Annotated in this window: 20 protein-coding genes; all 20 read right to left on the bottom strand. The window is 44.0% G+C overall.

The genetic code is table 11. From position 1 onward, the window contains the following. Positions 1 to 52: 52 nt before the first annotated feature. The 20 genes from MHH86_RS15215 to MHH86_RS15120 all read right to left on the bottom strand — a co-directional run bounded on the left by MHH86_RS15215 (position 53) and on the right by MHH86_RS15120 (position 24,072). Positions 53 to 469 (bottom strand): SRPBCC domain-containing protein, encoded by a 417-nt coding sequence (locus MHH86_RS15215; protein WP_036677852.1) that lies wholly within the window; start codon positions 467 to 469, stop codon positions 53 to 55. A 2-nt stretch (positions 470 to 471) separates the two neighbouring features. Then, on the bottom strand, positions 472 to 792 hold the full coding sequence (locus MHH86_RS15210; protein WP_038571021.1) for a metalloregulator ArsR/SmtB family transcription factor: 321 nt from the start codon (positions 790 to 792) through the stop codon (positions 472 to 474). A gap of 217 nt (positions 793 to 1,009) precedes the next feature. Then, positions 1,010 to 1,969: a family 1 glycosylhydrolase gene (locus tag MHH86_RS15205; protein WP_256717301.1), complete on the bottom strand. Its 960-nt coding sequence runs from the start codon at positions 1,967 to 1,969 to the stop codon at positions 1,010 to 1,012. Beyond that, positions 1,948 to 2,328: a helix-turn-helix domain-containing protein gene (locus MHH86_RS15200; protein WP_076316254.1), complete on the bottom strand. Its 381-nt coding sequence runs from the start codon at positions 2,326 to 2,328 to the stop codon at positions 1,948 to 1,950. Before MHH86_RS15200 ends, MHH86_RS15205 begins: the two co-directional genes overlap by 22 nt. Positions 2,329 to 2,548: 220 nt before the next feature. After that, on the bottom strand, positions 2,549 to 3,439 hold the full coding sequence (locus MHH86_RS15195; RefSeq protein ID WP_076144137.1) for a hypothetical protein: 891 nt from the start codon (positions 3,437 to 3,439) through the stop codon (positions 2,549 to 2,551). Positions 3,440 to 3,652: 213 nt separating this feature from the next. Further along, the gene (locus MHH86_RS15190; RefSeq protein ID WP_076144139.1) at positions 3,653 to 4,573 is read right to left on the bottom strand and encodes a metal ABC transporter substrate-binding protein; all 921 of its coding nucleotides are present in this window, start codon (positions 4,571 to 4,573) and stop codon (positions 3,653 to 3,655) included. Next, positions 4,570 to 5,412, bottom strand: coding sequence for a metal ABC transporter permease (locus tag MHH86_RS15185; RefSeq protein ID WP_076099248.1), 843 nt, complete (start codon positions 5,410 to 5,412; stop codon positions 4,570 to 4,572). The genes MHH86_RS15190 and MHH86_RS15185 overlap by 4 nt, the downstream gene beginning before the upstream one ends. Then, positions 5,405 to 6,148, bottom strand: coding sequence for a metal ABC transporter ATP-binding protein (locus tag MHH86_RS15180; RefSeq protein ID WP_280513481.1), 744 nt, complete (start codon positions 6,146 to 6,148; stop codon positions 5,405 to 5,407). Before MHH86_RS15180 ends, MHH86_RS15185 begins: the two co-directional genes overlap by 8 nt. A gap of 239 nt (positions 6,149 to 6,387) precedes the next feature. Beyond that, entirely contained in the window at positions 6,388 to 8,190 is a 1,803-nt protein-coding gene (locus MHH86_RS15175; protein ID WP_076144141.1) for an alpha-L-fucosidase, read from the bottom strand. Then, positions 8,184 to 9,350 (bottom strand): glycoside hydrolase family 88 protein, encoded by a 1,167-nt coding sequence (locus MHH86_RS15170; RefSeq protein WP_076144143.1) that lies wholly within the window; start codon positions 9,348 to 9,350, stop codon positions 8,184 to 8,186. Before MHH86_RS15170 ends, MHH86_RS15175 begins: the two co-directional genes overlap by 7 nt. 47 nt (positions 9,351 to 9,397) lie before the next feature. Further along, complete coding sequence (locus tag MHH86_RS15165) at positions 9,398 to 10,429, bottom strand: glycoside hydrolase family protein (RefSeq protein ID WP_176462524.1); 1,032 nt, start codon at positions 10,427 to 10,429, stop codon at positions 9,398 to 9,400. A gap of 16 nt (positions 10,430 to 10,445) precedes the next feature. Continuing rightward, positions 10,446 to 11,645 (bottom strand): hypothetical protein, encoded by a 1,200-nt coding sequence (locus tag MHH86_RS15160; RefSeq protein ID WP_076144144.1) that lies wholly within the window; start codon positions 11,643 to 11,645, stop codon positions 10,446 to 10,448. A gap of 59 nt (positions 11,646 to 11,704) precedes the next feature. Continuing rightward, positions 11,705 to 13,267: an extracellular solute-binding protein gene (locus tag MHH86_RS15155; protein ID WP_076144146.1), complete on the bottom strand. Its 1,563-nt coding sequence runs from the start codon at positions 13,265 to 13,267 to the stop codon at positions 11,705 to 11,707. Between the two features lie 209 nt (positions 13,268 to 13,476). Then, on the bottom strand, positions 13,477 to 15,303 hold the full coding sequence (locus MHH86_RS15150; protein WP_076144147.1) for a sensor histidine kinase: 1,827 nt from the start codon (positions 15,301 to 15,303) through the stop codon (positions 13,477 to 13,479). Then, on the bottom strand, positions 15,303 to 16,328 hold the full coding sequence (locus tag MHH86_RS15145; protein ID WP_076099254.1) for a response regulator: 1,026 nt from the start codon (positions 16,326 to 16,328) through the stop codon (positions 15,303 to 15,305). Before MHH86_RS15145 ends, MHH86_RS15150 begins: the two co-directional genes overlap by 1 nt. 171 nt (positions 16,329 to 16,499) lie before the next feature. Next, positions 16,500 to 17,363 (bottom strand): carbohydrate ABC transporter permease, encoded by an 864-nt coding sequence (locus tag MHH86_RS15140; RefSeq protein WP_038570993.1) that lies wholly within the window; start codon positions 17,361 to 17,363, stop codon positions 16,500 to 16,502. Between the two features lie 18 nt (positions 17,364 to 17,381). Further along, positions 17,382 to 18,275, bottom strand: coding sequence for an ABC transporter permease subunit (locus MHH86_RS15135; RefSeq protein WP_051491014.1), 894 nt, complete (start codon positions 18,273 to 18,275; stop codon positions 17,382 to 17,384). A gap of 179 nt (positions 18,276 to 18,454) precedes the next feature. Then, the gene (locus tag MHH86_RS15130) at positions 18,455 to 20,815 is read right to left on the bottom strand and encodes a glycoside hydrolase family 95 protein (protein WP_244886486.1); all 2,361 of its coding nucleotides are present in this window, start codon (positions 20,813 to 20,815) and stop codon (positions 18,455 to 18,457) included. 170 nt (positions 20,816 to 20,985) lie between these two features. Then, entirely contained in the window at positions 20,986 to 22,800 is a 1,815-nt protein-coding gene (locus tag MHH86_RS15125) for a hypothetical protein (RefSeq protein WP_143767718.1), read from the bottom strand. A gap of 288 nt (positions 22,801 to 23,088) precedes the next feature. After that, the gene (locus MHH86_RS15120) at positions 23,089 to 24,072 is read right to left on the bottom strand and encodes an aldo/keto reductase (RefSeq protein WP_038570987.1); all 984 of its coding nucleotides are present in this window, start codon (positions 24,070 to 24,072) and stop codon (positions 23,089 to 23,091) included. Between the last annotated feature and the right edge of the window lie 11 nt (positions 24,073 to 24,083).

Here is a 24,083-nt window from a genome sequence, read left to right as displayed (position 1 = left end):
TTCCATTAAAAAGGGCACTTTCCCTGTTCCAGAAAAGCGCCCTATTCTTGAATTACAATTCTGCTAATACCTTTTCGAGCTGACCACCCATATTTGTCCAGGCATATTTAGCACCTTCGATGGCTCCTTGGCGGGCTTTCGTCTCTTCACTAAATCCTGATTGATCTAGATGGAGATTAACCTTCCCCTCTGAATCTTGACTCACAGTCCAAGTAACAGTAGTACTTTCTCCCGCACTATTCCAAGTATAGGATAACGTATGAGGCTCATCCACGACGAGTACTTCGCTATCTACAATTCCATCCCACCATTCATTTGGCTCAGCACGGAATTGAAATTTATGACCAACGACGGGTTTAAAATCATTACTCCAGATCCATTTCGCAAGCGTATCCGAATCCGTTAAAGCATTCCATACCTTCTCGATCGAACTTGTAAATTGAAAATCTAATGATACATCTGGTTTCATAGTTATTCCTCCAATATAAGTTTTAATTTATCAATTCTTTGCTTCCAGAATCCTTCATAAAAAGATACCCAATCTTGAATTTCTTTCAAAGGATTGGCATTCAACCGATACCTCGTCTCTCTGCCAACCTTTCGAGCAATTACGAGACCAGCATCTTTAAGTATATTTAAATGCTTCGAAACGGCTGTACGACCCATTTCAAAATGAATCGTTATCTCATACAGAGGTAATTCATCAACATCAGCCAGAATTTGAAGAAGTTTTCGTCTTGTTGGATCCGCAACAGCGTCATAAACATCCCTCACTTGACTATTGTCGCTCACAACCACCCCCACCTTTTCCGTAATATTTCCTGTAATGTCACCGAGTATCCATCAATATTACCTAATAGGACACCATTTGGTGTCTGATTGATTATAAGACACCAAATGATCACATGTCAACAATCCAGTGAAAAAAAGCATTACCAAAAGCAAGTCCCGCTTAGGACTGCTCCTGATAATGCCTCCAGATGAATCATTTCGTTTTACGATTTAATAATTAATCTAATTGTTCTCCATTAGTAGCGATAACATTTTTATACCAATAAAATGATTTTTTCTTCGAACGTTTAAACGACCCGTTTCCTTTATCATCCAGATCGACGTGAATAAAGCCATAACGCTTTTTCATTTCACCCGTTCCAGCAGAAACAATGTCTATGCAGCCCCAAGGTGTGTAACCTATCAGATCCACATGATCAATTTCGATAGCGTTTTTTATTTCTTTGATATGATTTTTTAAGTAGTCGATACGTTCATCATCATTGATACTACCATCTTCTTCAACCTTATCTATGTTGCCCATTCCATTTTCAACAATAAACAGAGGTTTTTGATAACGATCATATAGCTCATTTAATACAAAACGTAGACCTTTTGCATCGATTGGCCAACCCCACGGTGTTGCTTTAAGATACGGGTTAGGCGAACCTTGTTGTCCACCAGTTGTTGTTGTGTTAGGTGAAAAACGATCAAATACAGTTGTACGGTAATAAGAAAACGCTAGAAAATCGGAAGTATACTGTCTTAGGATCTCTTCATCACCAAACTCTGTTTTTAACTCGAAATTATATTCATCAAAAATGGCTTGGGCATAATTTGGATAATAGCCTCGTAAAATTACATCTGAGAAAATTAACGCTTTTCTTCTGAATTCATAGGCCCCAAATACATCATCTGGATGACATGTTGCTGGATAGATCCCTGATAATGCCAACATAGCTCCCATCTTAAAGTCAGGATTAATCGTTCGTGCCAGTTTATTAGCTAAAGCCGAAGCAACCATAAGATGATGGATAGATTGTAATTTGTCACCTGCATCAGCGAGGGGAGTTTCGCCTTGATTAGAATGGGTTCCTTCCTTGATATTATTTGAAGCTAACCCCAAAGTCCAATAGCCTCCAAGCACATTCACTTCATTAATAGTGGCCCAATATTTCACTTTGTTTTTCCAACGCACAAATATAGTTTCGTCGCTAATTTGATATAGTTATTTTTCAACAAAAAACGGTTCAACAAATAAAAGACCCTATTGTCTTGTTCAGAAAAGTCAATCGTAGTATAACTGATCTTATCACTTGTTAAATCACCAAATTCCTGATGAATTAGATTTATATCAGTAATTTTTGCTGCGAAGCCTTTCCCACGAATCAATTCTATTTTCAGGCCTAATACGGAAGATATATTTTGTAGTTCCTTTAAATCATTACGGATCGTTCGATCGCTAACATTCAGTTCTTTAGAAATCCATGCAGCTGTGACAGGTTGATTAGAATTAATTAAATATAAAAGTATTTCTTTTTGCCTTTTTGAAAACAATTCTATCCCTCTTTCTTATCCAGAGTATGAATATGAGCTAATATTAACTGAAGCATACATTTACATACATTTGCTCATTTTTTTATATCGGTTACAATATCACTTCCTAAGAAAATTAGATAGTGTTCTTACAGTACCAAACGAAACAGGCGTCCTCATTTAAGAAGACACCTGTTTGAATTTCAGCTAGGTTATCGAGTCATAGGCAATGATTTTGCGGTTAACTCAACTTCTGCTGTAGTATAATTGCTAGTTCTTCTGCTGAATCCCACACAATAGGACGAATATCCTTAAGCTGTACAAAAAGTTTATCCGCCTCAATACTGTTTACGGTCCATAATACGGGTATGTTTAAACCAAGTGCATATCCCGCTGAGAAATACACCTCTGGGGATTGTCCCGTTAAATCTGCGATAATCAGTTTGCTATCTGCGATTTGTTCCAACTCGTATTTTTCACCACTCTGAGTTTTCGTATGTGTTAATAAGCGCGGAAGAAAACCACACTGCTCTATTTTGGGCAATAACTTCTCCAGCCATGTTGTAGACAAATTCTCTTCATCCGACACGAGCACGAGACAAGGTTTTAGTTTCTTACCTCCAGCGCTTTCCGCAGCTTCATTCCAGCCGGTTTCAGTAAGCTTAAAGGTCATGCCTTCCCTGATCAGAAGCTGATCACTTATCAACTTGTCTATGATATATACCAGCTCTTGCAGATTGGGAGAATACGTCAAGTTATAGCTGCTAGAGAGGGGTTGAATGACAACCGCTTCCCCCGGGCCTTCAGAATGTCTATATAAATATTGCAGTAGACGGTTTCCTTTATCTTCAATGCTCACAGGTATTTTGGGTGAATTTACAATGGACTCTAAATCATCAGCAGATATAGTGACCTTTTCATCACAATCAGTCAGCTCACGTATGTAAGCCGATACTACATGCAGCATATCGCGTTTCTTTTGATGCGGGAGTGAATTAATGGGTTCGTAGCTGTCTCTACGTAGACTATAAAACCCGCCTGGTGAACAAGAACAGCCTATATATCTATCGTTATCGCCTTCTGGTTCAATGGAAACAATCTCATCACAGAACAAACAGTGTTTCTTAATCATGACAACTTTTCACCTCTTATTAAGTGTTAGCCTCTACCTTACCAAGATTTTTTTGAAAAGTAGACAAGAAGATATTTCCTGTAGCAGGTTATCCTAAGGCGTAAACGTAATATTTTGAGGCTCCATAGAAGCATTTATACAATAAAAAACCGACATAGGAATCAGCTGTAAACTGAACCTTCTGTCGGTTGATATAAGCTTTGAGCCAGGCATTTAGGATTGAGATAAACCTTCTATAACTTTATCAATATTCCATTTGATCATCTTAATGTATGTGTCGCCCTCTTCGCCTTTCTTAGCTAAAGAATCGGTGAAAATCTTAGAATGTATCGGTACTCCCGTTTCATTTGCGATAGTTTCCATTGTTTTTGGATTTACGCTAGTTTCCAGAAATAATGCAGGCACTTGATTTTCATCAATGATCTTAATTATGTTTTTCATTTGTTCTGGCGTTCCTTGACTATCCGTATTGATCTCCCAGATAAAAGCCGATTCAAATCCGTAAGCTTTAGAAAAATATTTGAATGCTCCTTCACTGGTAACAAGGATACGTTTCTCTTGTGGAATTTTTTCGACTGCTTCTTTTGCATATTGATCCAATTCATTCAGTTTCTTAACATATTCTGATTGATTATTAAGATAAAATTCTTTGTTGTCGGGATCTTTTTCGATTACACGTTTAGTGATAATATCTACATATTTTATTGAATTCTGAATATCCAGCCAGGCATGAGGGTCAACCTGAGTTTCTTTTCCTTTTTCTGTTAGGTACATTGGAGATACTTCATCTGAGACTGCAAAAGCAACATCCTTTTTATTAGTCACATCTAGAAGATCTTGAAACCACCCCTTACCTGTTTCTAGGTTCAAACCGTTATAAAACACTAAATCTGCGCTAGAAACCTTACTTGTATCCTTGGGTAATGGATCGTACATATGCGGATCTGTTCCGATGGGTACCATACTGTAAACTTCAGCTTTCTCCCCTACAATGTTTTCGGTCATATCAGCGATAATGGAGTATGTTGCAACAATCTGCAGCTTATCATGGTCTGCATCTCCTTCACTAACCTTTGAGCATGCGGTAAGAAGTACGATAAACATTGTCAAATAGAGTATTTTTATGGTCTTCATCCTTGTTTCAACCCTTTCCTGAAAAAATTATTTTTTGGTGAGATTATAAATGAAATTCCGAACATGCTTACGCCGACCAGAACAATCGTCGCACTTGTAGGTAAATTGAATTTAAAGCTTACAATTACACCTATAATCCCGGATACAGCGCCGATTGTAGAAGCTAGGATAATCATGTGGAACAGCTTATTCGTCCAGAGATAGGATGTAGCAGCCGGAATAACCAGCATTGCAATCACAAGCACAATTCCTACTTGAGATAACGAAGATACGGTAACTACAGATAGGAGCATCATCAATAAATAATGATAGAACCCTGTTTTTAACCCATAGGCTTTGGAAACAACCGGATCAAACGAACTCATTAAAAGCTCTTTATACAGCAATGAAATGATGGCAATAACAACAAGCATAATAATAAAGGATTGCATTAACTCCGACTGTGGGACGGCAAGAATATTACCAAATAGAATGTGAGTTAGATCAAGCCCGCTTTTGGCGAAAGTAATTAGGACAATGCCTAGCGCAAAAAATGAGCTAAGAATAATGCCAATAGAAGTGTCACTTTTAATATTGCTGCGACTTGTAATAAATTGAATGAGAACTGCTGCTAATAGTCCAAATAGTGAAGCTCCAAGAAGAATGTTGATGCCTAGGATATAAGATAACGCCACCCCGGGTAACACCGCATGTGATAACGCATCTCCCATTAATGACATCTTTCTAAGTACAATAAAGCTTCCTAAAACCCCTGATACAATTCCAAGAATGATAGCAGATAATCCCGCGTTAAGTGCATATATTGGAATGTTTAATACCCCTGAGAAATAATCAATCATGATCTGTCGCCCCCATCCCTTTGATCACCAGATTACCTAAGGAGGCACCATAGGCGCTGAGGATATTCTCTGGCGTAAAGGTGTCTTTAACATCACCAAAAGCAATTAATTTCTTATTGAGAATGATGACTTTGTCAAAATATTCTTCGACCTCATGCAAATCGTGATGAACGATGAGTATGGTTTTTCCTTCTTCGCGAAGTTGTTTTAACAGCTTTACAATGATTTTCTCACTGACTAAATCTATGCCTACAAAAGGTTCATCTAAAAAAAATACATTTGCTTGTTGTGCAAGCGCCCTGGCGATAAAAACTCTTTGGAGTTGTCCCCCGGACAGATTGCTAATTTGTTTATTCGCAAGATCACTTATATCCACCATCGCCATACATTCCTCGACTTTTTGCCGCTCTGTTTTTCCGGGACGCTGGAAGATTCGCAAATTTGGGTAAGTTCCAGTCAGCACTGTATCCCTCACCGTGATTGGAAAAGAAAGATCAATGTCATTCTTTTGCGGCACATATGCGATCTTCCGTTTGTACTCTGAAATATCTTTTCCCTCCACCATAACTGATCCTGTTCTCTTCTTTATCACCTCTAACAAAGACTTGATAAATGTAGATTTCCCGGCACCATTTGGTCCGATAATTCCGATTGCATACCCAAAGGGAATATCAATATTTACATTTTCTAGTGCAGAATTACCGAAATAATCTACGTTTAGGTTTCTGATTTCAATCATAAAAAAAACTCCTTATCTCTGTTAAGTTCATATGTAGCACTGTTCTGTTCACCCGGTTAATTTATTTCCTAATAGAAACAATGATTCCTTTGATTCAATTTGTTTCCCTCGGTAAACATTTATTCTTATATACAATATATTTACCCAAGGGCAATATGTCAACAACAATCCTTAAATCAACAAAAAAAAGAACCCAAGTGATTTGAGTTCTTTTTCATTATTACAATATAAAAATATCATAGTTGCAGTAGTTTTAAACATCTAGGCTGCATCAAATAACCCCCTGTAATAAGCTCTGCCTGCAATTGAATCGTATATTCTCCTGCCGTGGGGAGATACAGTTCACCTACTTGAAAGCTTTGAAAATTATTAACCTCATCGGTAGAAATAACTTTAGCTTGCAAAATTTGATCCGCAGCCTTGATGAGGTAGACTCCGCCACCCCCATTCTCTCCTTCTTCGCTGCGATATGCGATACTAACTTGAAATCTTACCGGACCTAATGTCCGGACATGCCAAACTGTGGTATCCTCTCTATCCTTCCAGTCCAACAAATTATCATGGTCTTTTTTTCCTGTATCGTAACGGAGGGTTGGACCAAAGATCTCGCTTTCAAATACCCCCAATTCTAGTAAGGTATCTTCTCCAAAGTCCAATAATTTGACTGAATTACCTTCTACAGGTTCTGCACAGACAATTGCGATGACCAGCGGCATGTTGTTAGAATTTTCGGCAAAGTTCGGTAAGCTGGGGAGTTCGACTTCCAGATCCTGCTCAGATAGCTTTGTGAAAAACAGCTCCTCCCCTCCATCTAAAGCAAATACCTTTTGAACAGCGGTCTTCAGACCGGGAACGATTAGCTTATTTCTCTTCTTAAGATCGAAAACATGCAGATATAATGTGTTTCCTTTCAAAGTGCATCTACCCCAAGACGGTTTGGCTGTGGGCGATTCTCCAGCACCGTAAATGCTATCCCCATTGGTATTTAACCAATCTCCTACTTCAAGCAAAATGGATTCGGATACTGGATCCCATTCCCCTGTCGCTGTTGGGCCGATATTGATAACCAGATTCCCATTTTTGCTTACAACATCGATGATCTGGCGGATGATAGTTACAGGGGATTTCCAATGGTGATCGGATCTCTTATACCCCCATGAGTCATTTAACGTAATAATATTCTCCCAGTACTTACCAAGGTTACGAGTCGTAAGTTGATTATCAGATGTATTTGAATAATCTCCAAGTGGTGCTTTCCATACTCTGCTATTGACCAAACAATCTGGCTGAATTGCATGAACCGCCGCCAAAAACGCTTCTCCTTGCTCACGGGTCAGTTTGCCCCCGCAATCAAACCACATTAAACCAACTTTTCCGTAGTCCGTCAGCAGCTCACGGACTTGAGGGATTGATTTGCTGTGCAAATATCGTTCAAAGCGGGTGTGTTTATCGGTATCATTTAACCAAGTTTGAACGTCATCATAAGCGCCGATATTCAGTGGATAATCCCAGGTATTCCCTTGAGAGTCTGGATCATGCCAATCCATCGCATGGGAGTAGTAAATTCCGAGTACCATTTCTTCCGCACGACATGCCTCCATTAGTTCCCGAAGGGGGTCACGGCCCAATGAGGTGTGCTTACTGATCGAATATTGGGATACACTCGAGTCATACATCGCGAAGCCGTCGTGATGTTTAGCTGTAAAGATGATATATTTTAGGCCAGCACGCTTGGCAGTCCGCACCCACTTCATTGCATCAAAAGCTGATGGATTGAACGCCGCGGCCATTTCCTCATATTCAGCAACTGGGATCTTCGCGCGTAGCATAATATGCTCACTGTAAGAAGCTTGTATTTCTTTTCCCTTCCATTCACCCGCAGGCAGGGCATAAGGGCCCCAGTGAATAAACAAGCCGAGCCTGGCTTCCTGCCACCATTCCATACGCCGAGCCTGCTCGTTATCTATCGGAGTATCGACCGACTGTATACTATACGGATCATCGAGAAGGTTTTCTGTTGTTTTTTCGTCCCTTACCATAACTGAAGAACGGCTCCGCGGAGTTTAGATACAGCCTCGACGAAGAAATAATCGCCATAGATCAGTGGCGTATCGATGTGCACACCCCCTGGAAGATTGGATGTTCCAGAAAGAATCAATCCCTCCTCTTCCGGAATGTCCCAAGTCCCATAACTCTCATAAAGTGAGCGAACGATTTGTTCTGCGGCTCGGAGGTAAAAAGAGGCTTCCGCCTGTGGTAAGATCTTTGCCAGCTCGATCAAGCCACATGCCGCACATGCACCAGCAGAGGTATCACGCGGCTTTTCGCCTGCAACAGGTGCCCTGAAGTCCCAGTGAGGTACATGATCCTCTGGAAGATTAGCCAAGAAGAAGTGCGCAGCTCTTTTAGCTCCCGATAGAAACTTGTTCTCTCCGGTATAATGGTAAGACAAAGCAAGGCCGTAAATCATCCATGCGCTGCCCCGTGCCCAAGCGGATTCTTCCGCGTAACCCTGACCGGCCATAGCGCCGATTTTTTCTCCTGATTCCGGGTTGAACTGCAGAATATGATAACTTGATCCATCCGGACGTAAAAAATGCTCCACTACCGTTTCCGCATGCGCAGCGGCGATATGCCGGAAACGCGGATCCTCTGTAACTTCCGATGCCCAGTATAATAAGGGCAGATTCATTACAGTATCAATGATGGACCATCCCGCCCGGTTTATCTTCTCCGTGTCATGCCAGGCTCTGATAAATGACCCTTTCAGGTTAAAGCGGCTGGCCAGTTGAGCGGCAGCCATCAACCCGCGCTGCTTGGAGCGTTCATTACCAGTCACTCGGTAATTGGCCAAAGCTGAGAGTGTCCATATAAAACCAGCATCATGATGTACGGTAAGGGCATAAAGAGGTTCATCCAATTTCTCTTCAATTTGCTCGGCGATTTCTTGCAGTGCCGGATGATTACCTTCTGCGGCAATCTGCCACAAAATACCCGGCCAGAACCCTGCTGTCCACCACGATGGACGCATGTTATCGTATACTCCGCTCACGGAAGCATGCGGAAAACTAACACCAATTCGCTTACTATTCTTTTCCACTTTATTTACAATTTGTTGCCATGCGCTATCCGCCCATTCCAGAGTAGACTCCGAAATCAGCAGTTCGCGAGTTTGTTGAGTTGGTAGTACTTCTCCCATTTTAGTTCCTCCTGTTAACACTGATGATATTTATGAAATTCAATTTCTTAAAACGTTGTCCGTAGTGGAATGACCATATTCCAAGTGTGCTTCGCATTTCGGAACCCTCCCGGTCCATCTGCTACTGCAGCGAATAAATGGGTAGGAACCCCTTCCTGAAATAATAGGAACGGACGTTCAAAGCTGCCCATCCACTGCACAGTGCCGTCCTCCCAGAGAACCCGCCGGGAATACGATTGCGTTGAATCAGCCAGCTGCCAGTCGGTTCCATCCGTAGATGATGCAAATATCCCACCGTGCTTTTCTCCACATATCCGGCCATCCATATCCTTGGCGATCATTTGGTACCCGTCCGCGGACCGCCAGATAAATGGATCTTCAATATGGGACCGCTCTGGTGGAAACAGAGGTGCGTTGTTAATTACTCTATATGGCCCTTCGTCCTTAGATGAACCGGCAATGCCAAGCGTCATCTGTCCATAGGAATTGCCTTCGTATTTGCGGGCTTTATATACCAATAGCAAGGAGCCATCTTCGCGGATACAAGGAGCCGGATTGGATGTGAGGAAGCTGTCGAACCTGCCCGGACGTGTAGGCAGAATAGGTGCATCCATCCTTGTCCATGGTCCGAATACACTGTCGGCTACAGCTAGGCCAACACGTTTGTTGGCACGAGCGGCAATCACCCGATAGTCGTCAAGTTCCACTGTTTCATTAGGTTGCGGCTCAGCGAATGGATGAGTTGAGCCCATATAATACAACAGAAACTTATCGCCATACCGAAGGATATGCGGATTATGGGTGCTTCGTCCGTCCCAGTATTCCGCTCCCCTTGCGGGTAGTACGGTTTCTTCGTACGTATAGGGTCCTTCCGCGTTATCGGCAGATGCGCGGACAATTTCTGAGCGAAGTAACCATCCCGGATGCATCGGCAGCCATTTCGGCCAACGGGATGCGAATAAATGAAAACGCCCATCCTCGCCACGCACAGCTGATCCGCACCACACCCACCAATCCTCCATACGGAATCCTCCGTTCAAAGGAGCAGGCAACATTCGGTCCATTAATGAAAAAGTCATTTTCTCCCTCCATGGCTTATTGCTTAACATCCGTTAGTCTATAACGTTTAGCAGCACTGCCATGCAGCCATTCCGCAGCAATATCCAGCGCCTCATCCCGGCTGATCCAGCCTTCCGCTATTTGACTTTCCAAAAAGCGCGCAAGTATTTTTTTAACGATCAGCAGCTTGCCATATGTCCATTCGATACAGCGCGCATCCGAGACAATGAGCGAACACTTGAGCGGGGCGAGTGCCTCTAACCGATACTGCATGCTCTGCAAATAGGTACTGGGTCTGAAGTTATACCACCACATCCCGCCTACATGAACGTTAGGGAAATTCCATGCAGCCTGCACAACATCCAGGTTATTTAATTCCGAAGCCACCACCAGCTCAAACGGAATGGAATACCGTTCGAATAAACCGTACAGTTTAACAATCCGTAGCGAATCGTTAACTGGCGCAGCTGATGTATTACACCATCTGCGTTCGACGCCGAGAAACAACTGCAAGAACATTCCTCTTGCTTGCAGTTCCGAACAAATATGATGAAAGAGCAGCATCATGATTTCATCCGGTCCAGTTACGTTGCTAAGATTGTAAACATCATGAGCTTTGGCTTCAAAAGCTGGCAACGTAGTCATGATTCCTGGACAGCCCATAGTCTGATAAGACTGCAGCTGCTCGCTAATAAATTTTTTCGCTTGAGCATAAGCAGCCTCCCGGCTGGGATCATAGGAATCTGCAATATTCTTTGCCAGCTCAGGCAGCCAAGAGTCAATTCGAGGAATCAGTAGAGCATTTTCCCTCATGTGTGCAAAGTTGGCATGTTCCGGACGGTTTACAATAAACCGCTGCACATGCAGACGGTCAGCTACGTTCTGCGCCCAGCCGGGATCGTGACTTTGCTGTTTAACCGTTATATCCGCTTTGAACACCGACTCTGAATCTGTGATGGAGATACCGTACAGATCTTTCATGGTTGCTGTAAAAGCACGATTCATCATCGTATTACGGGAAGCGTGGTAGGCGCTAACAAAAGAGTCAGCCCGTTTCTCTTTCGAAAGTTGGTCCGCATCCGCCGGATATCCTGCTGACTGAAGCTCTTGGTTCAACCAGAAATAATCGGCTATTTCCCAGAAGTCAGCCGCGTTTAGCTTATCGCCGACGAGATGGGTATGTGTATCGATTACAGGCAGACGCATGATTTCATCACACAATGAAGTTTGACTCATCGTTCTCCCTCCTAACTGGCAGGAAGCCCTTCGAATGAAGAGGCTTCCTAAGAATCTATCTATTTCCGGCTTTGCTGATTAAGGATTCCCTCATTGTTTTTGTAGCGTTCTGTTGCTTCTTTTAAGATTTCTTCGCCGCCCTTTTGCTTATATTCCTCGATGACTTTTGGGAAATCGCTAATCGGTTCTTTGCCATAAATCATTTTGACCATATGGTCTATGATCAGTTTTGGTGCCTGATCGGGACGTTTGGAGGCAAGATCAGGAAATTTGCTGAATGACTCCAGATCAGGTACAAAACCGATGCCCCCTAAGCCTTCTTTACTCAGAGTTTCATCCAATGCTTTCAAAACATCTTTACCACCCGTAAGCAGTTCAGTTCGTTCGCGGTTGATCGTTCCGTCCCCTACCCAGCGCAGCTGTGTGCGGAATTTCTCTTCATCTTGGGCAGCCTTGTTCTCTGGCAGCTTATAATCAACTTTTCCGTCTTTTACCGTGTAATTCTCGCCTTCAATCCCAAAGCTATAGAAATTACTGGCTTCCGGGGTCTGCATCCATTCAAACATTTGAATAATCCGGGCAGCCTTTTCTTTACTGACCTTATTGTTGATATACAGTGAGGTATTGACCGAACTATACAAGCCATATCCTTTTTGTCCATTGTCACCGGTTGGCGACGAGATAATATCCACTTTCGCTTCCGGATTGGATGCGGCGATTTGGGTCCGGAAATCCAGTAGATTCTGCGCGTTAGCTGTCCAGATTCCTGCATTGCCTGCAGCAATATTTTCGCCATACTGCGCCGTCTGAATTGTTGCAAAATCCTTTTGAATGAGGCCTTCGTCATACATCGTTTTGTATACGTTCAGTGCTTTTTCCATATTCTCGGAATTATAAAATTTGGGTACGATCTCTCCATTATCCTCTGTAAACTGATAGCCAAGCGCGTCATATGCACCGAATGCGATATCTGCATATTTGAAGTTCTCACGCATCTGATAAGGCGCGCTCACACCGAGTTTCTTAAAAGCGCGTAGCACATTCAAGAAATCTTCAATCGTTACAGGTACCGGGAGACCGGTTTTCTCCAATAAATCTGTTCGGATAAAGGTGGCACGTCGAGACGGATTGCTGAGCCAAGTCGGAATGCCATATATTTTTCCGTCGTAGCTGACTTCATCCCATGCTTCCTGCGGGACAACCTTCATCAAGTTAGGCGCATTCTCCTTCAGCAGATCATCTAGCGGCATAAAAACACCAGCCTGAACCGATCCAGCCATCGATTTATCTGTAGCCCCTCCGACATTTTGAACCACATCCGGAATATCACCGCCTGCGAACATAACAGCCATTTTGGAATCAAAGTCCTTCAAAGGAATTAACTTAATGTCTAAATCGACATTCGCCCGTTTTTCCAACTCCTTGACCCACTTATCGGTGTTAATGTCTTTAGAACTTTCCGTGTAAGCGTTTCCGCTTGTGTTTAACGAAATACTAAATTTAAGCGGTTTTGATTCGCCTGCTGCATCGGCGTTACCGTCCGATGTTTCATTGCCTCCGCATCCTGCGACGAGACTTGATACAAGCGCCGTGGATAGGATCAGACTAACCCATTTTTTCATCTGGATAATCCCCCTTATTAGTATAAAAAGGTATTTGGTTTACCTGTACCCATCATAAAGCTGTATCATCAGCACTCCCATGGGGTGGATTATTATGGGATGTGTTTTTTTGTGATCGGTTGCCGTTATAAAAAAAGGCCATCCCAAAAAGTCCGCGGCTCGGACCTCAGGACAGCCTTTTGATCCTCGTTCTCTTCGGCGAGTAGCGCCTATGCGTTAAGCACTTGATGTTCCTTCCTTCCGGAAATCGGCATTCTCATGATCATGCGTGTTCCCCATTCTGGACTGCTCTCTACGTCAACACCGCATTCTTCCCCGAAGACAAGTTGTATCCGGCGGTGAACATTTTGCACACCGATGCCGCCTGGGCTTCCTTTACCTTCCTCCACATCGGCGAGTCGATTTTCGCTCAGTTTGAGGCGAAGTTCTTCAAGCCGCTCCGGGGTCATCCCGCTGCCATTATCCGTAATGCTGACCCAGAAGATATCGCCATCCTCTCCAGCATCAATCGTAATCGTGTGATGATCTTCAACACCATAACGAAAAGCGTGCTGGAACACATTTTCCACAAGTGGCTGTAAGGTCAGGCGGACCATTTTGCGCAGAAGCATTTCAGGCTTTATCCGCACATCGATATCAAACGGCCTTCCGATCCGGTGATTGATAATGACCATATAATGGATGACATGCTTCAGCTCATTGGCCACGGTTATCTCTTCAAGATTGGTGCGCACCGAATAATGCAGCATGTAGGACAGGGCTCCGACAATTTCTGATATTTCATCTGAATCCTGAATTACTGCATAGCAGACCACCGTTTCGAGCGTATTATATAAAAAATGGGGGTTGATCTGTAACTGTAAGGATTGGAATTCGGCCTTCTGCCGCTCGGCTTCCACTTCCTTGTTCTTCAGTTCTGATTGATACACGGTGTCCACAAGCTCTGACAGGCGCGTTACCATCAGATTGTAACGAACGATAAGCCCAGTGACCTCATCCTGGCTTTTCGGAAGGGAGATTAATTCCCAATTTCCTTTTTCGGTCTGGCTCATTCCTTTCATCAGTGTACGGATTGGTGTAGTAACAGACTTACCAAATCGGCTTGCCAGAAACAGCGCTATCATAAATGTCAAAATCGCGACAGCAATAATATAATTCCTGATGGTAATTAGCGGCTTTTGCAGCTGAGTGTCTGGAATGGATACAACCAGATGCCAACCGGAATATTCCGCATTACGGCTGATATAAGATTTTTCCACTCCCTCTGCCGAGCTGCGGAACATCGCATCTCCTGCTAACTCAATTTGCTTGCCAAGACTATCGGGAATCAACGTCCCTACTTTGTTTTGATCGTTATGATATTGAATCCTGCCTTCGCCATCTACAATAAAAAAATAGCTTTCGGGACCAAGATCGATCCCTTTCCATAACGTGGAGAGCTCCTGCGCTTTGACTTCGATGCCTACAAATCCTTTCATCTCTGGTGACTGAAGGCCACGAATGCTGCGGATTAAGGTCAACATCGGCGTTTGATCCCCACGGATACTGTAATTGATTACATTCAACTGTCCACTGACATCTGTATGTTCTTTGAAATACCTGATCTGTCTAGCGGTGTCTTCCTGTGTAAAAGATGGCGCTGAACCGCCATTATAATAATAAAGCGCATTTCCGGAATACCCGATAATATATAAGGCTTCAATCTCGGGATTGCGAATCCATACTGGTTCGACAATTGCATCGCGAATATCGGTCGTGTAGCGGTAATTTTCATATTCCTCACGGTCTGATGATAGGTCAATATATCTTTTAACTCTCAAATCCGTTAGTAGCGCCACGGTCGACCGTTGATAGGATGAAATATAGAGATTGGTATGATGAACTGCATTATTTACGATCTGAATCATTTGGTTTTCAGTGCTTGCCTGCAATTGCTTGGCAGAAATGCTGTAGAAGGAAATCCCCAGCGCTGACAGGGAAAGTAAGATGACAATGGTAAAATAAAATAGCAGCTTCCGGCTGAGGGTTGCTCTCATTATTCAATGCCAAACGAAGCACGGTATTCCGAAGGTGACACACCCACGAGATTTTTAAACGTCTTCGTAAAATGGGGATAATCCTCGTAACCTACATGAATCGAGATATCACTGATTGTCATGGTAGGTACGGCAAGAAGTCTGCGCGCTTCCTCCATTCTTCTTCGGATCCGGTAGTGTACGAAGGTTTCCCCCGTCATTTTTTTGAATAATGCGCTGAAGTAGGTGCGGGCAAGTCCCACCCGTTTGGCTACTTCTTCTAACGACACATCCTCAGCCAAATGTTTATCAATGAAAGCTTTTGCTTCTTCAACCGGGTCCTTATAGTTGCCTTTGCGAGTAAGTTGCAGCTCCGCAAGTATACCGTTTATTATTGCGACAAATGCTAACATCGTTTCTTTTTTCGTATTGGCGGCTTTCACATCTCCACAGCACCGGGACTGAGGCTTCCAGCCTCGGCGTTCCAAGCGATCTACGATCATTTGTAGACAATCATTCAGGACTGCATCCATGCTAAAGACGTTCAACCCTTCAAATAAACCGGATGTTTCTCTGTCATCAAGCAGACGGTTTGTCTCATCACGTTGCAGCAGCCAGATATGTTGTTCCAGCTGTTCGGCCCAATCCACGTATTTATGAACAGGAATAATGTTGCCTGTCATTCCGGATATAAGTTCTCTCAGCATATCATGCACATCCTGCTGGAGAACCGGCTTTAACAAATATCGCTTAACGCCGTATGCCATTGCTCGTTGAGCATATTGAAAGTCATTGTACCCGGAAATGACTGCCACCTGGACATGACTGTAATCACGGTGAATTCGTTCACATAAATCAAGGCCATCCATCCGCTTCATGCGCAAATCTGTCAGTACTAAATGCGGTTCTAGCTTTTGGATAGTTTCTAAGGCTGCTTCGCCATCGTCGGCTGTATAAATCGCGGTGAATGAGACCGGATAACGCTGGACCATCTTCACCAATCCTTTTTGAATGACAGGCTCATCTTCTACAATCAATACTCGCACTTGTATCAAATCCCTTCCGGAATGGAATCAGAATCAGTTGTCTTGTGGTATGAAATTGATTTGAAGTTGCGATCATTGGCAACGCTTCCATTTTTGAGTTTGGATTATATCTTACCATATTTTGATAAGCAGATGGCTGTTTCTTTTAAAGGATGATGCAAGCTGGTTGATTTAAGACTTAATAGATCCGATTAACATCCCTTTGATAAAATACTTTTGCAGAAACGGATACACGATAATAATCGGTATGACGGAGACGACAATAACTGCCATTTGCACACCTGCCGGAGATACTTCATTTACGTTTTCTAATAAGCTGCCCGCTTGCCCAAGGTCGTTACTCAGTACGATTTCCCGAAGCCGCAGCTGAAGTGGATAAAGCGCTCGTGTATTGATAAAATACAACGCCGATGAATAAGAATTCCAATGGGATACCGCGTAGAACAAGCCCATAGTTGCCATAACAGGTTTGGACAAAGGAAGGATGACGCTCCACATCGTGCGCAGCTCTCCCGCTCCATCCATTCGCGCGCTGTCTATCAGTTCAGTAGGCAGGGCTGAGAAAAAAGAACGCATGATGAACAGGTTATATGCACTGATGGCCGATGGGATGATTAATACCCATAAAGAGTCGATCAAGTGCAAGTTTTTGATGACCATATAGTTCGGTATGAGCGGAGCGTGAAATATCATCGTAATTAGGATTAAAATCAGAACTCCTTTGCGCATCGAATATTCGGATCTGGATAAAGGATAGGCCAGTGATGCAGTTAAAATCAGATTAATAACTGTTCCGACAACTGTAATAAATATACTTACCATGAAAGCTCTCCAGATGGAGGTATCCCCAAGAATAACTTGATAATTCATAAGCGTCCAATCTACAGGGAATAGCTTAACCTCGCCTGCATTAATGGCATGAGTGCTGCTAAATGATTTGGCGAGCACATGCAGCAGAGGGAAGATCATCAAGCACCCGACCAGCATCAGAAATATATAGTTAAAAACGTCAAACAGGCGACCTTTATTTTTCATTTACTCTTCGACTCCTTTCTAGTAAAGTCCATCCCCTGATGCTTTTTTGCTAAGCGTATTCCCGATCATGACTAGCAACAGTCCGACGACCGATTTAAAGAGGCCTATAGCTGTTGTATAGCTGTATTGCTGATCAATAAGACCCACTCGGTATATATACGTATCGAGAATATCTCCATTGGTCTCATTAAGCGAATTGATAAATACAAACACTCGCTCGAAGCCAAAATCAAGGAAGTTACCGATATGAAGCAGGAACATAATCATGATGGTGGGCAAAATCGTCGGGATCGTAATGGATAAGGTTTGTTTCCACCGATTTGCTCCGTCAATCCGGGCCGCCTCATACAGCTCGGGATTCACAGCTGCGAGTGCGGCTAAATAAACAATAGTTCCCCATCCACTGTCTTTCCATATGCCTGTTCCAACCAGGATGGTACGAATATACGAGTCCTCGCCCAGAAAATAAACGGAGTCGAGCCCAAAAGCATTTAAGATCTGGTTCACGATACCTGTCGTTGGGGACAAAATGCCGATCATAATCCCCCCAATAATGACCCATGAGAGAAAATGGGGCAAATAAACGACGGTCTGCAAAATCCGTTTATAGAAAGCTTTTCTCACTTCATTAAGAAGGAGGGCGAATATTATGGGAACCGGAAACGCAAAGACCATATCATATAGGCCGATCAGGATAGTATTTTCAAGAATTCTCAAAAACTCTGGATAGGTGAACATCCGCCGGAACTGATCAAGGCCAACCCAAGGACTGCCTGTAAAACCTTTGAATATGTTGTAGTTTTGAAAGGCCATGATGGAACCCGCCAAGGGTAAGTATTTAAATACGATAAAAAAAATAATGCCCGGCAGTGAAATGAGATATAGCGCCTTATATTTGCGCAAATTGGTCATTCTTCTTTGGAATGGGGAAAGATCTGGCCTGCTCGCTGGCAATGCGGCTGGCACTTGTTGTGGCATAAATATCGCTCCTTTGGTTGCAGTTTGGATTTTGTTGTATGGCTAATGTTAATCCAATATCCAGGTCTTCAAAATGGAGATTTTTCGGCTTGCCTGTGTTTTATTACGATTGACTATTGTGCACAAATCTTGCGGGACTTCCCTGCAACTGAAGAAAAAGTATATTCAAATCCCTGACCATCGCTAATAAGAGATTGTTCTGGCAGATCAAGCGGAACAGCAGACCAAATTCGATATTCAGCGGTTAACGTAGAGTGAATCGTCGCTTCATCAAGCTTTCCTTGGCTCCAAGAAAGATCAACGGTAAAACCACCTCTTGCTCTCATTCCCCTTATGCTGCCTGAAGCCCACTCCTTAGGAAGGGCAGGTAATAGTCGAAGTTCTCCTCGGTGGGATTGCAGCAGCATTTCTGCTACGCCTGCTGCTCCACCAAAGTTTCCGTCTATTTGAAAGGGTGGATGGCAGTCTAAAAGATTCGAATACGTGGAGGAGGCTAAGAGATTAAGTAAATGCTCGTAGGCTTCCGCACCCATACCGAGACGGGCATAAAAGTTGACGATCCATGCCCTGCTCCAGCCGGTATGGCCTCCACCTCCGTCAAGACGGCGTTCAAGCGTTCGTCGGGCTGCTGCGGCAAGCTCAGGGGTGTGCCTCATGTCAATCTGTTCACCCGGATGTAATGCGAACAACTGAGAAATATGCCGGTGACCTGCGTCTTGCTCTTCGTAGTCAAACAGCCATTCCTTAATCTGTCCATGACTGCCCACACTCGGCTGTGGAATGTGTTCAAGCGTCTCATGTAGTTCAAAGAGAAACATTGTATCTGCTTCTCCAATTATTGATGCCGCTTCCGAACAGGCGGAAAGCATTGCATATGCGATTTGCAAATCCATAGATGGTCCCATACAGAGGCTGCCGCTGCTTCCGTCCGAAAGAAGGAAGCGGTTTTCAGGGGAGACCGAAGGCCCAGTAATCCGTACACCACCCTCCTCTACCATGTAATCAAGCAGAAAAATCGCTGCTTCCTTCATCACTGGATAGGCCCTTTCCTTGAGAAAAGACAGGTTCAGTCCAAACCGGTAGTGTTCCCACAAATGAAGGCATAACCAAGCAGCACCCATTGGCCAGACCGTACAGGTAATTAGGATGCCTTCAGGTCGGGTTTCCGCCCATAAGTTAGTGTTATGATGAGCAACAAAACCGCGACAGCCATACATTTCTTTTGCCGTTTCTTGACCGTTCAACTGCATCCGTTCGATCAGATCAAACAGCGGTTCATGGCATTCAGCCATATTTAGGACTTCGGCAGGCCAGTAATTCATCTGGAGGTTAATATTAATTGTATATTTTGATTCCCATGGCGGGGTAAAGCTATCATTCCATATGCCTTGCAGATTAGCAGGCAACGTACCTGGTCGAGAACTGGAAAGCAATAGGTAGCGCCCATACTGCACATATAGTGCAACTAGTCCTGGATCACCAAACTCATTGGAATTGCTTCTTTCATCTTTTGCTTGCTGTAACCGCAGTAATCGTTTATCGGTAGGAAGCTCGGCGTACGGGTCGCCATCCCTTGTTAAATCGATTGAAAATCGAGCAAACCGGGACTTGTATTCCTCCTTATGCCGCTTTATTAGAGTTGCAAAAGACTGAGCCGTGGCTTGATCCAATTGCTCCAGACAGGCTTTTTCAGGTTGATCCACACGAAAGGTACTCTGCGCTGCCAGCATAAGGGTGACGGAGTCTGCTCCCTCAATAGAGATGAAATCCCCTATGAGCCTCTGGCGGCCTCCTTGTTGAACTGCCCTTAGTGCTGTGCAAAAGCGAACACCATCCGCTCCGCATTCCCCATTCATTAGAACTGTGTTTGCAGGACCAGTACTACAGCCGGTATCGAACGGACGACGCATAAGATTCGCAGCCAACGTGATCTTGCCAAGTCTGTCAGCTGTCAATCGGACTACTAATACACCGTCCGGTTCACTTACAAAATATTGCCTGTAATAGCGAACCCCGCCACAACGGTACGACACCGTAACAACCGCTTGCTCCAAATCGAGCTCCCGCTCGTATTCTTCAATAACCTCACTGGAATCCAGAAACTTCAAAATCAAATCGCCAAGTGGCTGGTACGGCTGTTCATATTTTGGTGAAGCAGTCATAGCCATTCGAGCCAAATGTTCTGCCTCCGCCTGCCTGCCGTCTTTCAGCATTTGCCGAATCTCCGTCAAATACGGCTGAGCTGCAGGATTAGCTGCGCGTCCAGGGCCGCCGTACCAGATTGAATCTTCGTTAAGCTGGATTTTATCTTGGCCGATCATACCAGACACCATCGCCCCAAGGCGCCCGTTTCCTATGGGAAGAGCCTCATTCCAATTTGACGCCGGGCTTGTATACCATAATCGAAGACGTTCTGATTCCCGCATGGTTGCCGGTAATGCCACCTCTTGTTTCGCTCGTCTTCTTTCACTCAACTCTTGTTCACCTGGCCTTTCCTATTTTCAGGTCATATCATTCGTCAGTAACTCCGCTTCTTATGCTACTCTTGATTCTGATGTCTCTCCATGGCATAGATTGTTAGGGGTTGTGTTTTTTTATGATCCAAACTAAAAAGGATGCGGAAGATTCCGCACCCTACTGTAAATTATTTTTTTATATTACTGAGCGCATTTCGACCTAAACGTTCCATCAGCTGCTGCTTGTAGAGACTATTAATGACGACATGTTGACCGCAACTGCACCAATATCCATCTTCACGGGGCCGGGGATCATAATCGTTAGGAACCAGTCCGGGTACCTTGCTACCAACATGGCCAATGGCGTAGTTTTGAGCGGTTGGTGGCCGCTGTAAAGTGAGTTCTCCTTGCGTATTCCAGGTTACATAATTCGCGCCTGCCCAGCCATGTCCGCTGCCTAACCACGCCCTATCCCGAATAGAGATGGGAGCTTTGATATTATCGAACAGGCCTCCGACTGACCAGCGATGATGAGGCTCACTGGTGTTATAATTGTTAACAGCTTCCCCATCCAGAAATACATTTGGCCCCGGTACCCAGCTATCGACGGTGAAAGCATGCCGCGCCGTTTCTGTATAAATACGTTGAGCGAGATTTAGCTGGCCCATCTGATGTATGACATAACGGCGACCCCCAGTAACCATACTGATCATATCGTACATTTGACAATCCTGAACCGTAATCCATTTGGAATAACGCTTCATTTGAACGAGAGAATAGGACAGATGGTAACCCGTCACATCTCGAACCCAGCCATTCTTCACACTGTTGAATACGACAAAACGCTCAGCATGCTTTTCGTCCGCATAATAAGGATCCGTTGTATCGTTATCCATCTTAATATCTATAATGCTCGGGTCAAAATCGGACTCTACCCTCATATTCTCTACCCCCACCTGCTGAATGCGGGCATGGTCTGTATATTTATAGATCTCTCCGCCGCCCCACTGAAGTTCGATAGCATTCGCTAGTGGGGCATCGACCGTAATCGCATTACCTACAATAGCAGTGATGACTCGGTCAAAATCCAGATTGAACGGTGACCATTGGGTTACGGTTCCACCCGGGCGCTTATATATGTTATCCATGCCAATTTCGTGAATCCAGTTTTTATCACCTATTCTGCGGACTATGATCTGATCGCCTACACGATAAGCATTCCCGTCTTCTACATGGAAAGTGCACGAGCCTGAGGGTACATACAAATCTGAAATCATCCGTTTCGAGTTGCTGTCCAGCATAAGATCTGCATTTTCACCAATTTCAATTAAATTTCGTGGTTTCGCTCCGGTACCATAGATAATTGTGCCCTCTTTGTCCTGACCTTCGCCGCGAAGGACGATCCCGCTTGCTTTAATGAATAACGTGCCTCCGATTTCATATCTGCCTTTTTTCAACAGGATCGCTCCGCGGAATCCGTTCTTATCGAGCGGGAGCTTGGCCAACTGGTCAATCGCAACCTGAATACGTTCCGTCGCGTCTCCGTCTAAGGGTAGAACGGTCGACTTAACGGGGATATTCGGGATTTCAACACCGCCACCCCTATAACCCGCATTGGAAAAATCTAAGATCCGATTACCTCGATAATCACCGATATACATCATCATTCCATCGTTACCAAGGAAAGCAATTGGGCTCTGTCCCGCGGGGATGCTCTTTGGATCCAGCACGGTAAAATAATATGAGTCATACTGAGGAGCTTTTCCGTCCTGCTTGAGGGTCATTCGCAGTTCATAAGTACCCAGTTGTTCTGCCGTGCCTAACGGTGTCCATTCCATTAACGAGTCTTTGACCATAGGAGTCTCAGGCAAACTATCAACCAGCTTCGTTCTATCAAAAATCAATTCACCGGCAACCCTTCCGTCAACACACGATGTGAAGGAAACCGTCGGATAACCCTCCCTAGGCTTGAGGATAGCTGGTTGACCAATTTCAGTAGTCATGTGCGTATGCTTTAACGTGGAATTAATAATAAAGAGTTCACCTCCTTTTCTATATTCACTCTCACATGTCGGATACATATTACCTTGGCTAAAGAAGAATTAACATGTCATTTTTATTGATTGGAATGTGTTTTCTTATTCACCTATTTAAGCAAACCCTTGCACCCGCATGATGCTGAGCAACGATTAAGCCAAACTAAAGATAAGATTCTAAAGGCACTAAATAAGAGATGAAAGTTAACTTAGATAAAAAAAGGCGCGATCCCAAAGGGCATCACGCTTTTTTATCTAGCTTAGATTTCCTATAACTGGGTGTGGCACATAAGGCTCTTCTAGTCTCGCTATATCACTTGGCTCCAGCGTCACTAATAACGCTGCAACGGCGTCCTCCAGATGATTAGGTTTGGTTGCACCAATGATAGGCGATGTTACTGGCTTTTTTTGCAGAACCCAAGCAAGCGCTACTTGTGCACGTGGAATCCCCCGCTTAGCCGCAATTTCGGCAACTACCTCAACAACCTTGCGGTCAGCTTCAGCCATTTTTGCATAAAATGCCTTTCCGACTTCGTCTATCTCTGAACGAGCTGTTTGTTCATTCCAATCACGGGTTAGTCGGCCTTTAGCAAGCGGACTCCATGGGATCACACCGATTCCTTCTTCCCGGCAAAGAGGCAACATTTCCCGTTCTTCTTCCCTGTAGAGTAGATTCAAGTAATTTTGCATAGAGACAAATTTAGTCCAACCATTTCGCTCAGCAACATGCTGCGCCTGCAAGAACTGCCATGCATACATAGAGGACGCTCCTATATATCTAACTTTCCCTGCCTTTACTACGTCATGGAGTGCCTCCATGGTCTCTTCGATAGGAGTGTCATTATCCCAACGATGAATCTGGTATAGGTCCACATAATCCGTGCCCAGCCGTCTTAGACTGTTGTCTATTTCGGTCATAATCGCTTTGCGTGAAAGTCCTGCCCCATTTGGTCCCTGATGCATCCGGAAAAACACCTTTGTCGCAATGACTACCTCATCCCGGCGAGAGAATTCTTTTAAGGCACGTCCGACAATTTCTTCGCTAGTTCCGTCAGAGTATACATTAGCCGTATCAAAGAAGTTGATCCCAAGCTCCAGTGCTCTTTTAATAAAAGGTCTGCTCTGCTCCTCATTCAGCGACCACGGAGCCATTCCACGTTCAGGTACTCCGTAACTCATACAGCCAAGACAAATTCTAGATACGTCCAAACCAGTACGTCCAAGTTTTATATATTCCATTAGCTTGTGCC

The organism is Paenibacillus sp. FSL F4-0097, assembly GCF_038593125.1.
Taxonomy (GTDB): domain Bacteria; phylum Bacillota; class Bacilli; order Paenibacillales; family Paenibacillaceae; genus Paenibacillus_AQ; species Paenibacillus_AQ odorifer.
Note: the sequence above shows the minus strand (reverse complement) of the source record. Positions and strands in the feature narration are given on the sequence as shown.